Source organism: Acinetobacter sp. AS5 (assembly GCF_048957595.1).
Taxonomy (GTDB): Bacteria; Pseudomonadota; Gammaproteobacteria; order Pseudomonadales; family Moraxellaceae; genus Acinetobacter.
In genome coordinates this window covers 1-15,618 of the sequence record NZ_JARDAL010000008.1, presented here as the reverse complement: position 1 = coordinate 15,618, position 15,618 = coordinate 1, and the positions used below count along the sequence as shown (strand labels likewise).

Genomic DNA, 15,618 nt, shown 5'->3' with positions numbered 1-15,618 from the left:
ATTAACTAATTTTTTTACCAAAACCTAAAATATCAAGTGGGAATGACAGTCCCAACGAAACATCCGGTGCATCTTCGGTCAGCCCTAGGCCAACAGTACCATTAACAATGGTTTCTGGAGAGACTCGCACACCTAAGGAAATTGCAAAGGTAGAACTGGTCTGATCCGCAGCAGAATAACTTTCACCCGTGTTATAGCTAAATTCCGCACCGGTATTAAAGCTTTGCTGATAGGACATGGTCATCGAAACGTCATAGTTAAATGAATATGCGAAACCAAAGGCAAAGCCTCCACTAACACCAGGTTCAAACTCCTCAATAATTCGGCTACCTCGACGCTGATTTAGGCCTGATTCTTTAAAACCATAGTTCGCAGAAACTGATGCAAACAGCACGACTGGATCAATGTATTTACGCGTACTAGCACCTACTCCAGCAGAGTAATAACCCTTTCCTGCTGCTAGATCTGTCGCGGCATTAATTTCATAAGGACTATCACCCGTTTTAGTCGACAAATTTGCAAATAAAATCAGAGGCAGACGACCCGCTTTTAGTGGAAAGGGTTCCCAGCGAGCACCCAAACTAATATCGCCCAAACCTGCAGTAGACGTATCTTTTAACAAGTCAGTTTTGGCCACTAAAGGTAAGGATGCAGTCAAGGTCAGGTTATCTTTCACGCCATATTGGAAAGTGAAAGTATTGGTCATACTATGTGTTGCATTTTCTTGAACACGTAGTTGATACAATTGGCCCTGAGCCATTTCTATATCAAGTTGAGTGTCTCGATAATAGGTATAATCAATATCGTAATATGATGAAATTTCGCCTTGTTTTATCAGAGAGTATTGGCGTTCATTTGACGTAAATACTTCTTCCAGATTAGCTGCCTGAGTAGCATCTCCTTCTTGTTGCTGTAAAGCTTGAGATGCATCTACGACTTGGCCAGCCTGAGTCTCTACAGGTGATGCTGTTTCAACGACCGCCTCTTCAACTGCTTCATATTCACCTAGTTCTGACTCTTCTGCAGCCTGCGTTTCGACCTGCCCGGTTTGAGCCGGTACAGATGCAGCAGTTTCAACGACAACTTCCTCATCAACCGTTTCGTATTCACCTAGTGCTGGTTCTTCTGCAGCAAATGCAACGCCCATTACCATTTGAATGCTCAGTGCCAAGAACGTCTTGTTCATCCATTTACTGTTCATATCCATTTCACCATTTTAATTTTTATTACTGTTTTTCATTTTATTTATTCTTGTAATACAGTCTCAGGAAGTTATGTTGATATTCCCCAAATTTTTCTGACTCTGTATTACGATTACGGTCCATACGGATCGTAGAAGCTTTATCAGCAATTTTGTCCATATAAAATTGTGGATACTGCATGTCAACCAAGGCATAGCGATTGATCGTAGCATCTTCTACATGGCGCATATCTGATTCTTTTAATGCTAGAAAATTTTTGCGATATTGTTCAGGTACATTAATCAGGAACAAAGTGTTATTTTCCCAAATATCCTGAAAACGCCGTTCCTCAAAACTGATATTACCAAGTGCCGGATCTGCGACATAAACCCGGCCATTTTTATAACCTTTATAAACTACAAAATGCTTAAATCCTGCATAGGAAATCGGAACAATGGCGGGCTGATCTTGATTAACTAAATCTTTGAACTCCCCTCGATAGCCTCCACTTTCCAACCCTAAGGCTGATACAAAGCGCTTCATATCAAGCAGAGAAAAACTACGACGTTCAACAATTTTATCCGTTTCACCGAATTTCATCAGCCCACTCATGACTTGCTGCTCATCCAGCTGCGTACCGACATAACCATTGAGCAGGGTCGTAAGCGCTGCCGAACCACAACTGTAATCATAAGCCTGACGTACAATGCCCTGAAACTGATCCAGAAGTGCAGGTTTTACTTCCACAGCTTCACGGTGCATACGCACAAAAGAGTCATTTCTTGAATCAAGAACTTCAGTATAGTGAACAGCACCATTCGGCTGTTTTTTGATATCCAGAGCTTCTTTGGCAGCGTAATACATCAATGCCGAGCCCAACGCGATCTCTAACATAATTATTAACTTTTCTTATAATGGGCATAATGTGCCTATTTTTCTTTTTATAGAGCATTAACTCTACTTCCCTGTAACTAGAAAGATACCTGCTTTTTCAAAAAAATACAGTATTTTTTTTATTTTTTGGATAAATGATTTAGTCATAAAAAAGCGCGTGTAAACACGCGCTTTTTTTTAAATAAAGATTAGTGACCTGAAATAGTAATAACTGCGCCTGGATGGTATGTACCTTGCGCTGGACTGTAATAAGTCTGCATTCCTTGAACTTCCATATCACCAATTGATGCTGCGTCACGGCTACCTAAATGAATACCTTTCACATAGTTATCATGCGCACCACTTGTACTGACAATACGAATAAAACCTTTATTTGCAGTTGACTCACCAAATACACTAATATTTTGATTTAAAGTTAAATTTTTAGAATTAGCATCTGTAAGCTTGATACTCTCGATAAAGATTTCACCGGGACCATCCGTTGTTATACCGGCAGCAATTGTTGCACCATCTGTTGAATTATCAAGAATACCCAAATCGTTGATTGTCAAACCACCAATCATTGTCGCATTCAACTTGATCATCGCGCCTTGAGGTGCTGCACCCAATTGAATGTTTGCAGACATAGGACCTGTTTTAAGAGATAAACCAGACAAAATGTCATTAACCTTGCCTTGACCACCACGACGAATAGTATTTGCATTAGCAGCTGGTTCAGCACCACTTTCTACAACACCAATTTTACCAATACTGATGTCTAGGCCTGAAACTTCAGCTGCAATGTTAATGAACGGATCACCACCATTTGCATCAGAATCAATTTTTAAATCCATAAGGTTGCGCGAAGCTAGTAAGTAAGCCCCATTGTCATCATAGTTTGCACCAACAACAACACCATGGTTTTCATTCTTATGACCTGCTTCATCATTACCATAGATTACGATTGCAGCAGCCCCACCTGTACCACCTAAGCTGACATCTTTTGCAACAGGGTCATATGAAGCGGTTCGTGTATTGATATCTACTACAGTCCCACCTTGATTCGTTGCCAATGTACCAGTTTTATATACAACACCACTTGCATCTGATAATAAACCAGTTGACTTCATTGTAGAACTAGAAGATAAACCATCATTGTCATGAATAAATAGTTTTTCAATTTCAATTTTTGAAATACCGATACCAATACTAATACCGTCTTGACCCGTTGTTTCGCTTAGAGATGCATCATCCATTGCTTGCATCGCCATCGCATTGGCACTAAATGCAACTGAAGTCGCTAAAACTAATTTTGTAAATTTTTTCATTGTTTACTCTCCCAAGAGTACTATTTTTTTTGGTTGTGAATTACTCAGTGTTTAGGCTGTATTTTTTATTTTCTGACAGCTTAAGCATCTTTCCTTGAGTAATTTGCTAGCCCACTTAAATTAGCCTTGAGTCAGTTTTTGATCAACTGTTGTTGGTCGCAATCTGTCGCTTACCGATAAACGGTATTTTATGATTTAAAAATATTTTCCTGACTTCTTGATATAAAATAGTGAGTCATATTGAACTCTCCATAACTGAATGACCGAAGCTCTCTATCATCGTCCCTTAAAGTTTGAATCACGTCTGGTTACAGATCTATTATCCGCATTGAAGACATTAGATCATCTGGTGTATTTAAATAATAATGGTCGGCCTTTTATTGCCTGCTGCGCTCAAGAATATTTTGTTGAGCAGACATCACGAATTCAGTCTTTTAAAAGAACAGGGATTGAACAATATCAGCCCAGCCCATCTGAATTTAATTTAGCGTTTAATGCATTAAAAAATCCTCAAAATAATGAATTTCATGGAGGTTATGTTGGTTTTATCGGCTACGATTATGCGGCTCAACAATATATTCAGTATCCAGATCGTCCTCAACCTGGTTTATTTATTGGTCAATTTTCTTCCTACATTAAACCAACCCCTGATGGCTGGATGTTCTATAGTGATGACCCCCAGGCAGAACAGATCTTCAATTATATTCAGAACTTACTTAATCAAGATAAAATTCACTCGACATTTCATTTAAAAAATCCTTGTACCTCACGCTGGACTAAATCTGTCTATACTCAGGCTTTTCAGAAAATTCAGGACTATATTGTTGCAGGTGACTGCTATCAGATTAATCTAACCCAAGAGTTTAAAGGTCGTGCCCAAGGCTCCCTCTTAGCGACTGCCCAAGCATTCTGGACATTAACCGAAGCGCCCTATGCGGGTTATTTGCGTATTGGTGATTTTGAATTACTCAGCTGCTCACCCGAGTTATTTATTGACTTCGAAAAAAATCGGAAAATTATCACCAAACCAATTAAAGGCACCATGCCACGCTATAGCGATCCAGTGCTGGATGAACAATCTAAAAAAACCTTAAAAGTATCGGAAAAAGATCAGGCAGAAAATGTCATGATTGTGGATTTATTACGTAATGATTTAAGTGTTTATGCGGAAACAGGCTCAGTTAAAACACCCAAATTATTTAATATCGAAAGTTTTAATCAAGTGCATCATATGGTGAGCGAAGTAGAAGCGACCTTAAAAGCAGATGTGAATCCTTTCGAAGTGTTAATGTCAGCCCTACCAGGTGGCTCAATTACGGGCGCACCTAAAATTCGTGCCATGCAGATTATTACTGAATTGGAAGGTGCTGCACGTGGTGCTTATTGTGGATCAATGGGTTATTTTAATTTTGATGGTACCGGTTCCTGGAACATTCTGATTCGTTCCATCCAAAAATATCAAGAAGATGTTTCTTTATGGGCGGGTGGTGGTATTACCATTTCTTCTGATTGTGATGCTGAATACCAAGAATGTTTTGATAAGGTTTTAGCAATGCTGGATCTGTTAAATACGTGGTATCAGCCTGAGTAAATAAAAAAGCGAATCATTTGATTCGCTTTTTTCTACAAATCCACCCTAACCCTCCTTTAGTAAAGGAGGGAACTCCTCCCTTTGAAAAGGGAGGCTAGGAGGGATTTAATCACACCAAAATCTCATTTTTTAGCGTATCGACTAAACGCTGATTTTGCTCATCTGTACCAATAGTAATTCGCAAGAACTGGTTAATACGTGGCTTGTTAAAATAACGCACGATAATGCCACGTTCACGCAACTCACTTGCAAGTTCGCCTGCATCCTTAGATGGTAATGTGGCAAAAATAAAGTTAGCACTCGAAGGTAATACCTTAAAACCAAGCTCATTCAGCTGGGCTACTAACGTTTCACGACTGGCAATAACTTTCTGATTTTGTGCTTCAAAGTATTCCTGATCTTCAAAAGAAGCCACCGCTGCAGCGATCGCAAAACGATCCATCGGATAGGAGTTGAAACTATTCTTGACTGCTTCAAGAGCTGCAATTAAGTGGGGCTGAGCAATGGCGAAACCTACTCGCAGACCTGCAAGAGAACGTGACTTCGATGTGGTTTGACATACGACTAAATTTTCATATTTCTCAACCAGCTTGACTGCTGATTCAGCACCGAAGTCGACATAGGCTTCATCAATCACCACCACTGAATCCGGATTGACTTGTAGAATTTCCTCAATGGCTGCCAGACCGAGATCAATACTGGTCGGTGCATTTGGATTGGTGATGATAATACCACCATTGGCTTGCTTGTAATCATCCACGACAATTTCAAAGTCATCATTGAGTGGTAAAACTTTGGTTTTGACACCAAAAAACTGACTATAAACTGGATAAAAACTATAAGTAATGTCGGGATAAAGTACAGGCAACTCTTGCACAAAAAATGCTTTAAAGATATGTGCCAAGACTTCATCTGAGCCATTGCCGACAAAGACTGTTTCAACAGGTACATTTTGCTGTTTGGCAATCGCATGCTTCAGTTCAGAAGCATCCGGGTCCGGGTATAAACGCAACGCATCCGCTGAATTTTCCAGTACTTTTTGCACTGCTTCCACGACTTTAGGCGAAGGCGGATACGGGTTTTCATTGGTATTCAGTTTTAAAATATTTTGAATTTTTGGTTGCTCGCCTGGGGTATACGGTTCTAATCCACGTACTTCAGGACTCCAAAAACGCATTTGTTCTGTTATGATCTTCATTTTGTATTCTCTTTAACCCCTCTCCTAACCTCTCTTGCATTTCACTTTAAAGCAATGCTTAAAGCTCATTCAGGGAGAGGAATTTTCATTACTAAAGACACAAGGTTTTTGTGGTTTAAATTCTCCTCTCCTTTTAGGAGAGGGTCAGGGAGAGGTTGTAATGCTATTTATGATTGATAACGATAGCGTGCCGAACGTGCATGTGCATCCAGGTTTTCCTGTTGCGCCAAGATATCCGCAGTTTTTGCTAAAGTTTTTACACCTTCTTGTGAGCACATAATCAGGCTTGAGCGCTTCTGGAAATCATAGACACCCAATGGTGATGAAAAACGCGCAGTACCTGAAGTTGGCAAGACGTGGTTTGGACCGGCACAGTAATCACCAATGGCTTCAGGTGTATAACGCCCCATAAAGATTGCACCAGCATGACGAATGCTGTCAGACATTGCTTCTGCATCATCTAAACATAACATCAAATGCTCAGGTGCCACCTGATTAATCAAATCCGATGCTTCTTGACGGTCTTTCACCAAGACCAAAGCACCACGATTGGCAATCGAGGTACGGGCAATTTCTGCCTTCGGTAATGTTGCCAAGTGCATTTCAATCGCCTGCTCAACATCATTCAGCAACTGTTCATCTGTTGTGATGAAAATGGCTTGTGCCACAGTGTCATGCTCAGCTTGCGAAAGTAAATCCATCGCCAGCCATTCAGCATTATTTTGGCCTTCGGCATAGACCAGAATTTCAGAAGGTCCTGCAATCATGTCAATACCGACCTGACCAAACACCGCACGTTTTGCCGCAGCAACAAAACGGTTGCCTGGGCCGGTAATTTTATCGACCGGTGGGACAGTTTCTGTACCATAAGCCAATGCCGCAACTGCTTGCGCCCCCCCAATGGTAAAGACGCGCGTTACGCCTGCCAGATATGCAGCCGCCAATACCAATGGATTTAAATCACCATTCGGCGCAGGCACCACCATAATAATTTCAGGAACACCCGCCACATGTGCAGGCACCGCATTCATCAACACAGAAGATGGATAAGACGCCAAACCACCCGGCACATAAATCCCAACACGATCCAATGGAGTCACTTTCTGACCGAGCGTATTTCCTAAAGCATCGACATAAGTCCAGCCATCTTGCTTTTGTGCTTGATGGAATTCCCGAATACGATTCGCTGCAAGTTCAAGTGCTTCCCGGACTTCCGTGCTTAGACCATCAAATGCTGCTTTCAATTGTTCCTGGGTCAGCTCCAGCTCTGAGAATTGATGCGCTGGATGTCGATCGAACTGTTGAGTGAGTTTAAGAACTTGAGCATCACCATGCTGACGAACATCAGCAATAATTTGATCTACAGTTTTTAAAAGTTCAGGATCATTAACAGTTTCAAAAGCCAACAAGTCAGCAAATGCTTGCTTGAAGTTTTGATCTTGGGTCGATAAACGTCGCATCAATTTACCCATCAGGTTTGAATTCGAAGGCTTTAGTTTACCTGTTTTCCAGACTTTTGTCGGCAGCTATAGTGTTCTAGCTCTATGAGTTTTATTGGAAATAACTTTTGGTAAAATTGATGAAAAGATTTAGAACATTTTTTATTTTCAATCAAATAAAAAAACCGCCCTGAAAGGACGGTTTTTTTACGCAACAAATTTAAGCCTGTTTTGCTTTTTCACGTTCTTCCACGGCTTTTTCAAGCTGTGCCAGAATCGGATTTAACAATGCTTGCTTACGCTTGAAACTGGCTTTGTTCACGATTAAACGTGAAGACACTTTACAAATTTCTTCAAGTGGCTCTAAACCATTGGCACGCAAGGTATTACCTGTATCCACGACATCGACAATGTAATCGCCCAGACCGACCAGTGGTGCAAGTTCCATGGAGCCATACAGCTTGATCACATCCACCTGCTCGCCTAGGCTGGCATAGTATTGACGGGTCAAATTCACGTATTTGGTCGCAATTTTTAAGCGACCTTTAGGACGTTGCATCCCCACCTTACCAGCGGTCATCAATTTACATACCGCAATTTTCAGATCCAATGGTTCATAGACGTTTTGCGCGCCATGTTCCATCAATACGTCTTTACCGGCCACGCCAATATCGGCTGCACCATTTTCAACATAAGTTGGTACATCTGAAGCACGTAAAATTAAGATACGAACCTGTTTATGCGTGGTCGGGAAGATCAATTTACGAGATTTATCAGGATCTTCTAAAAGATTAATCCCTGCTGTTTCTAGCAAAGGTAAAGTCTCTTTTAAGATACGCCCTTTACTTAATGCCAAAGTTAAACCATGATCAAAATTGCCCATTACGTCAAAGTTTGGATCATCGTTTCTCATATCGCTCATTAATTTACTCGCTTAATTTGGGCACCTAAACTTTGTAACTTTGCTTCTACATCTTCATAACCGCGGTCAATATGATAAATGCGGTCAATCAGCGTTTCACCTTCAGCGGCAAGTGCTGCCAGCACCAAAGAGAACGAAGCACGTAAATCTGTTGCCATTACAGGTGCGGCAGAAAGTTTTTCTACACCTGTCACGACAGCATCATTACCTTCTACCTGAATATTGGCACCCATACGTGCCAATTCAGGAACATGCATGAAACGGTTTTCAAAAATCGTTTCAGAAATTGTCGCAAAGCCTTGAGCAATGGCATTCACAGCCATAATCTGGGCTTGCATATCAGTTGGAAATTCTGGATGTGGTAAGGTCTGGAAACTGACAGCTTTCGGACGTTTACCCAGCATATCCAGTTCAATCCAGTCGTCACCACGGGTTACTTCTGCGCCCATTTCTTCAAACTTGTCCAACACAGCTTCCATCAGGGACGGATCCGTATGCGTGGTTTTGATACGACCGCCAGTGATCGCTGCCGCTGCCAGATATGAACCGGTTTCAATCCGGTCAGCAACAACCGCATATTCACAACCATGCAGGCTTTCGACACCGGTCACGATTAAAGTATCAGTATCCAGACCTTCAATTTTGGCACCCATCTTGATCAGCATTTGCGCAAGATCGGTAATTTCCGGTTCACGTGCTGCATTGCGAATCGTGGTCACACCATCGGCCAACACGGCAGCCATCAGAATATTTTCTGTTCCACCTACAGTTACCATATCAAAGACAACTTCGCCACCTTTCAGGCGACCATCGACTTTGGCATGTACATAGCCGGCTTCTACTTCAATCTCGGCACCTAAAGCTTCTAAAGCTTTTAAATGCTGATCGACAGGACGAGAACCTATCGCGCATCCGCCTGGCAAAGACACTTTTGCACTACCATAGCGCGCCAACAAAGGACCCAGCACCAAAATAGAAGCACGCATAGTTTTTACGAGCTCATACGGTGCGAACTGGTTATCTAGTGTAGACGTATCAGCAACCACCGTATCGCCTTCATAAGTCATGGTGATCCCAAGACCAGCAATCAGCTTCACCAGCGTATTGACATCTTTTAAATTAGGAACATTTCTGAGCGTAATCGGGGTATCAGCAAGAATCATTGCTGCCAATAATGGAAGTGCTGCATTCTTTGCACCAGAAATGCGCACTTCACCTTCGAGCTTGATACCGCCCTGAATTAAAAATTTATCCATTAAATGATTAAGCTCCAAATAAGCTTGCTTTGCGCCATTCTTCTTTTGTCATCGCGCGAATCGTTACTGCGTGAACTGCACCACTGGCAATATGGGCATTGAGAGGAGCATAAACAGCTTGTTGGCGTGCAACTGGACGCTTACCTTCAAATTGATCATCCACAATACGGAGATCAAATTTTCCGCCCTGACCACTCACAGCAACATCCGCCTCTGGAAAAGCGGCTTCTAAAATTTCAGCGAGCTGTTCATTATTCATCACAAGACCTCTTATAGGACTAAGGGTGTAAAACGAGCCATTTTACTATAAATAGCAAAAATAATTCATGGATCCATACATTATATATATAAAAAAAAGAGGCTTTTAAAACCTCTTTTTCATCATTTGTCCTTTATAGGGCTAAAGGATGCTGCTGTAAATGCATTTCCCGGTATCGATCAATCTGCCGTTTCAATTTTTCGGTTAATATTTTAATTGAGGTATACATATCATCTGCGGTGGCGTGAGCAAAAAATTCAATGCCCGGTAATCGGATAATAGCCTCTGCGATATGATTACTACTGCCCTTTCTAGAGCGTTTATCAATTTGATGATCTTTCGAGAGTTTCACTTGCATACTATTCACCTGATCCAGGTGCTTCGTCATCTGTGAAAACTTGGTTTTTATACTTTCTTCAATAGCTGGCGTAATCGATAAATGATGTCCACGAATTGTTATTTGCATAGTTCTATCCCTCACCTTCGTTAGGATTAGAAGAGTCACAATACAAAATAATTTAAATACAGCAACTTATAAATAAAATATCCGTATTTTAAGTCCTGAATCAAATCATTTTTACTGCTCCTCAAAAGAAAAAAAGATTCATTATGCTGTCATAATGAATCTCTAGAATAGCCAGATTTCAAATTTTAGATCAAGACTTTTCGCTCAGAAGATGAAGGAATATGTAACGATTCACGATATTTCGCCACCGTACGTCTTGCCACATCAATGCCTTCATCTTTTAACATATTGGCAATTGCATTATCAGACAGAGGCTTACGGGCATTTTCTTCGGAAATCAGTTTTTTGATTTTGGCACGAATAGCAGTAGAAGATGCTTCACCACCTGAAGTAGTCCCGACATGACTCGAGAAGAAATATTTCAACTCGAACAATCCACGCGGGGTCAGCATATATTTATTGGTGGTTACACGCGAAACTGTAGACTCATGCAATTCAACTTCTTCGGCAATATCTCTTAAAACCAGAGGTTTCATGCCTTCCGCCCCCATTTCCAAGAACATTTTTTGATGTTCTACAATACAAGTCGCGACTTTCAATAAGGTTTTATGTCGTTCATCGATACTTTTAATGAAGTTCTTCGCTTCCAGCATCTGATTACGCAAGTACTGATTATCATCGCTTTGATCTGCACGACGAATCATTTTGGCATAAAAAGAATTGATGCGTAACTTTGGCAGTACATCCGAGTTCAAATTGACTTGCCAGCAGTTATTCTTTTTCATCACCACAACATCTGGCACTTGATAATCTGATTCCTTATTTTCAAATTCCAGACCAGGGTGCGGTTTTAAGGTTTTTAGCAAATCTACAGCACAGCGTAACTGCTCCGGATTAAGTCCAGTCTGTTTAATCAGCTTAGGAAGTTCATTAGTAATCAACAATTCATAATGTTGCAGAAGTTTGATCGCATCATTTCGACAAGGCGTTGATGCAGGTAAATTATCAAGTTGGACCAATAGGCATTCGGCCAAGCTTCTAGAACCCACACCTACGGGATCCAAACGCTGAATATGCTTTAATACAACGGCAACCTCATCATCTTCAATTTCCTCTTCAGACCCCATAGAAGAGAGCAAATGTTGTACTGATGCAGTAATTTCACTCAACTCTGCATCTAAAAAACCTTTGTCATCCAAAGAGTCGACGATGCAATAAGCAATTAATTTATCAACCTGTGAAAAATTCAACAGATTAATTTGTTCTAGCATATATTCCTGCAGACTCTGATGCCCTTGACGATTATCTTCACGCTCTTCGAACTCGGCCGCCCCCAGACTTGTAGGTTGATGAGTATAGACATCGTCCCAATCGGTATCTACAGGTAAGTCATCAGGCAGATGATCGGCGTTAAGTTGATTGGTTAGATCGTGATTTTCATTATTTGATTCAATGGTAGATAAGCTTTCAAGGGTAATTTGCTCTTCAACTTTTTCTAATAGAGGATTACTATCAAGTTGCAACTGAACTTCTTGTTCCAATTCCAGACTTGAAAGTTGTAATAGCCGAATTGCTTGCTGTAATTGTGGAGTTAATGACAGCGAGTTCGCAATTTTTATGCCCACTGATAATCTCATTGTTACCCCCCTTAAAAGAAAATCCCGTTTTATAAGCAATTTTTATGCCGTTTTATTTTTTATAACACAGATTTACTAAAAAACATACAAATTGAATTTTAAATTCCTAGCCTTTCGCGACTAATAATTTTTAAATACTTAATTTTTCGCACAAAAAAACACCCCCTATCATTTGACAGGGGGTGTTTTGGAATAATGAGCTGGCGATGACTTACTCTCACATGGGTAACCCCACACTACCATCAGCGCTAAGAGGTTTCACTTCTGAGTTCGGGAAGGGATCAGGTGGTTCACTCTTGCTATGGTCGCCAGCACAACTGTTTATGGATACTTGCTAGGTCTTACGTTTTGCCTTGCTTTCTACCAAATAGAATTCATTAACAGGTATATCTGAGTTGCAGTAGTTTGTTCGTTCAGCGTAACTAAATCAAGTCACTTTGTTTAATATCGAATCAATCGAGCTTAATACAACAACTGTTTGGGTGTTGTATAGTCAAGCCTCACGAGCAATTAGTATTGGTCAGCTTCACATATCACTATGCTTCCACATCCAACCTATCAACGTCGTAGTCTTCAACGGCTCTTTAGGAGACATAAAGTCTCGGGGAAATCTTATCTTGAGGTAGGCTTCCCGCTTAGATGCTTTCAGCGGTTATCCCTTCCGAACATAGCTACCCGGCGATGCCACTGGCGTGACAACCGGTACACCAGAGGTTCGTCCACTCTGGTCCTCTCGTACTAGGAGCAGATCCTCTCAAATTTCCAACGCCCACGGTAGATAGGGACCGAACTGTCTCACGACGTTCTAAACCCAGCTCGCGTACCTCTTTAAATGGCGAACAGCCATACCCTTGGGACCTGCTTCAGCCCCAGGATGAGATGAGCCGACATCGAGGTGCCAAACACCGCCGTCGATATGAACTCTTGGGCGGTATCAGCCTGTTATCCCCAGAGTACCTTTTATCCGTTGAGCGATGGCCCTTCCATACAGAACCACCGGATCACTAAGACCTACTTTCGTACCTGCTCGACTTGTGGGTCTCGCAGTTAAGCGCGCTTTTGCCTTTATACTCTACGCGTGATTTCCGACCACGCTGAGCGCACCTTCGTACTCCTCCGTTACTCTTTAGGAGGAGACCGCCCCAGTCAAACTACCCACCAGACATGGTCCTCGTCCCGGATAACGGGACAGAGTTAGAACCTCAATATTACCAGGGTGGTATTTCAAGGACGGCTCCATCGCAACTAGCGTCGCGACTTCAAAGCCTCCCACCTATCCTACACAAGTAAGATCAAAGTTCAATGTCAAGCTGCAGTAAAGGTTCACGGGGTCTTTCCGTCTAGCCGCGGGTACACCGCATCTTCACGGCGAATTCGATTTCACTGAGTCTCTGCTGGAGACAGCGCCCCCATCATTATGCCATTCGTGCAGGTCGGAACTTACCCGACAAGGAATTTCGCTACCTTAGGACCGTTATAGTTACGGCCGCCGTTTACTGGGGCTTCGATCAAGAGCTTCGCTTACGCTAACCCCATCAATTAACCTTCCAGCACCGGGCAGGCATCACACCCTATACGTCCACTTTCGTGTTTGCAGAGTGCTATGTTTTTAATAAACAGTTGCAGGGGCCTGGTTTCTGAGGCTGTCGCCCGCTCAAGGAGCAAGTCCTATCACAGACAACAGCGTACCTTCTCCCGAAGTTACGGTACCATTTTGCCTAGTTCCTTCAGCAGAGTTCTCTCAAGCGCTTTGGTCTACTCGACCTGACCACCTGTGTCGGTTTCGGGTACGATTCCTGTGTAACTGAAGCTTAGAGACTTTTCCTGGAAGCATGGTATCAGCCACTTCACTGTACAAGTACAGCTTGCTATCAGTTCTCAGCATAGAGTACCCCGGATTTGCCTAAGATACATGCCTACAACCTTCCACCTGGACAACCAACGCCAGGCTGACTTAACCTTCTCCGTCCTCTCATCGCATTACACAGAAGTATTGGAATATTAACCAATTTCCCATCGACTACGCCTCTCGGCCTCGCCTTAGGGGTCGACTCACCCAGCCCCGATTAACGTTGGACTGGAACCCTTGGTCTTTCAGCGTGCGAGTTTTTCACTCGCATTGTCGTTACTCACGTCAGCATTCGCACTTCTGATACCTCCAGCAGACTTCTCAATCCACCTTCATCGGCTTACAGAACGCTCCCCTACCACGCATAATAAATTATGCATCCGCAGCTTCGGCATATAGTTTTAGCCCCGTTACATCTTCCGCGCAGGCCGACTCGACTAGTGAGCTATTACGCTTTCTTTAAAGGGTGGCTGCTTCTAAGCCAACCTCCTAGCTGTCTATGCCTTCCCACATCGTTTCCCACTTAACTATAATTTTGGGGCCTTAGCTGGCGGTCTGGATTGTTTTCCTCTTGACTACGGACGTTAGCACCCGCAGTCTGTCTCCCGGATAGTACTCATTGGTATTCGGAGTTTGCATCGGTTTGGTAAGTCGGGATGACCCCCTAGCCGAAACAGTGCTCTACCCCCAATGGTATTCGTCCGAGGCGCTACCTAAATAGCTTTCGGGGAGAACCAGCTATCACCAAGTTTGATTAGCCTTTCACCCCTATCCACAAGTCATCCCCTGGCTTTTCAACGACAGTGGGTTCGGTCCTCCAGTTAGTGTTACCCAACCTTCAACCTGCTCATGGATAGATCACCTGGTTTCGGGTCTATACCCAGCAACTAAACGCCCTATTAAGACTCGGTTTCCCTACGGCTCCCCTATGCGGTTAACCTTGCTACTGAATATAAGTCGCTGACCCATTATACAAAAGGTACGCAGTCACCGGACTAAGCCGGCTCCCACTGCTTGTATGCATGCGGTTTCAGGATCTATTTCACTCCCCTCACAGGGGTTCTTTTCGCCTTTCCCTCACGGTACTGGTTCACTATCGGTCAGTCAGGAGTATTTAGCCTTGGAGGATGGTCCCCCCATATTCAGACAAGGTTTCACGTGCCTCGCCCTACTCGACATCATCATATAAGCCCTTTCGTGTACAGGACTATCACCGTCTACGGTCGCACTTCCCAGAGCGTTCCACTAGAACTTATATGACTTAATGGGCTCTTCCCCTTTCGCTCGCCGCTACTGAGGGAATCTCAATTGATTTCTTTTCCTAAGGGTACTGAGATGTTTCACTTCCCCTCGTTCGCCTTGCAACACTATGTATTCATGTTGCAATACCTACCTTATGGTAAGTGGGTTTCCCCATTCAGACATCTCCGGATCACAGGATATTTGCCGCCTCCCCGGAGCTTTTCGCAGGCTATCACGTCTTTCATCGCCTCTGACTGCCAAGGCATCCACCACATGCACTTAATTACTTGACTATACAACCCCAAACAGTCGTTTATCCTTACAAGTAGGATAAGCAACAGATTGTGATGATCTCTCATCACGCTCATACAGTTGGC

The 15,618-nt window shown here is 42.7% G+C and carries 11 protein-coding genes and 2 rRNA genes; 1 reads left to right on the top strand and 12 read right to left on the bottom strand.

The window, feature by feature from the left end; all coding sequences use genetic code 11:
• Position 1: 1 nt before the first annotated feature.
• The 3 genes from PV763_RS03580 to PV763_RS03570 form a co-directional block, all read right to left on the bottom strand.
• Entirely contained in the window at positions 2-1,207 is a 1,206-nt protein-coding gene (locus PV763_RS03580) for a hypothetical protein (RefSeq protein ID WP_004646032.1), read from the bottom strand.
• Between the two features lie 34 nt (positions 1,208-1,241).
• Positions 1,242-2,075, bottom strand: coding sequence for a C39 family peptidase (locus PV763_RS03575; protein ID WP_004646031.1), 834 nt, complete (start codon positions 2,073-2,075; stop codon positions 1,242-1,244).
• A 188-nt stretch (positions 2,076-2,263) separates the two neighbouring features.
• Entirely contained in the window at positions 2,264-3,382 is a 1,119-nt protein-coding gene (locus tag PV763_RS03570; RefSeq protein WP_420937356.1) for a DUF6160 family protein, read from the bottom strand.
• A gap of 259 nt (positions 3,383-3,641) precedes the next feature.
• Between PV763_RS03570 and PV763_RS03565 the strand changes: the two genes are divergently transcribed.
• Positions 3,642-4,973, top strand: a complete 1,332-nt coding sequence (locus tag PV763_RS03565; RefSeq protein ID WP_420937355.1) for an anthranilate synthase component I family protein — start codon at positions 3,642-3,644, stop codon at positions 4,971-4,973.
• Positions 4,974-5,082: 109 nt separating this feature from the next.
• Here PV763_RS03565 and hisC read toward each other — a convergent pair whose 3' ends face one another.
• The 9 genes from hisC to PV763_RS03520 all read right to left on the bottom strand — a co-directional run bounded on the left by hisC (position 5,083) and on the right by PV763_RS03520 (position 15,534).
• A complete protein-coding gene (gene hisC / locus PV763_RS03560) occupies positions 5,083-6,171 on the bottom strand; it encodes a histidinol-phosphate transaminase (RefSeq protein WP_420937354.1) in 1,089 nt (362 codons plus the stop codon).
• A gap of 167 nt (positions 6,172-6,338) precedes the next feature.
• Positions 6,339-7,643: a histidinol dehydrogenase gene (gene hisD / locus PV763_RS03555; protein WP_420937353.1), complete on the bottom strand. Its 1,305-nt coding sequence runs from the start codon at positions 7,641-7,643 to the stop codon at positions 6,339-6,341.
• A 187-nt stretch (positions 7,644-7,830) separates the two neighbouring features.
• The gene (gene hisG / locus PV763_RS03550) at positions 7,831-8,532 is read right to left on the bottom strand and encodes an ATP phosphoribosyltransferase (RefSeq protein ID WP_004646025.1); all 702 of its coding nucleotides are present in this window, start codon (positions 8,530-8,532) and stop codon (positions 7,831-7,833) included.
• Positions 8,532-9,788, bottom strand: a complete 1,257-nt coding sequence (gene murA, locus PV763_RS03545; RefSeq protein ID WP_005262612.1) for a UDP-N-acetylglucosamine 1-carboxyvinyltransferase — start codon at positions 9,786-9,788, stop codon at positions 8,532-8,534. Before murA ends, hisG begins: the two co-directional genes overlap by 1 nt.
• Positions 9,789-9,795: 7 nt before the next feature.
• Positions 9,796-10,047, bottom strand: coding sequence for a BolA family iron metabolism protein IbaG (ibaG, locus tag PV763_RS03540; protein ID WP_004730742.1), 252 nt, complete (start codon positions 10,045-10,047; stop codon positions 9,796-9,798).
• Between the two features lie 133 nt (positions 10,048-10,180).
• Positions 10,181-10,513 (bottom strand): ribosome hibernation-promoting factor, HPF/YfiA family, encoded by a 333-nt coding sequence (gene hpf / locus PV763_RS03535; protein ID WP_004730744.1) that lies wholly within the window; start codon positions 10,511-10,513, stop codon positions 10,181-10,183.
• Between the two features lie 185 nt (positions 10,514-10,698).
• Positions 10,699-12,150 carry an RNA polymerase factor sigma-54 gene (locus PV763_RS03530; RefSeq protein WP_420937352.1) on the bottom strand — a complete coding sequence of 484 codons (1,452 nt, stop codon included), beginning with the start codon at positions 12,148-12,150 and terminating at the stop codon, positions 10,699-10,701.
• 198 nt (positions 12,151-12,348) lie between these two features.
• Positions 12,349-12,463: ribosomal RNA gene (gene rrf / locus PV763_RS03525) — 5S ribosomal RNA — on the bottom strand.
• A 176-nt stretch (positions 12,464-12,639) separates the two neighbouring features.
• Positions 12,640-15,534 (bottom strand): 23S ribosomal RNA (locus PV763_RS03520).
• Positions 15,535-15,618 lie beyond the last annotated feature (84 nt).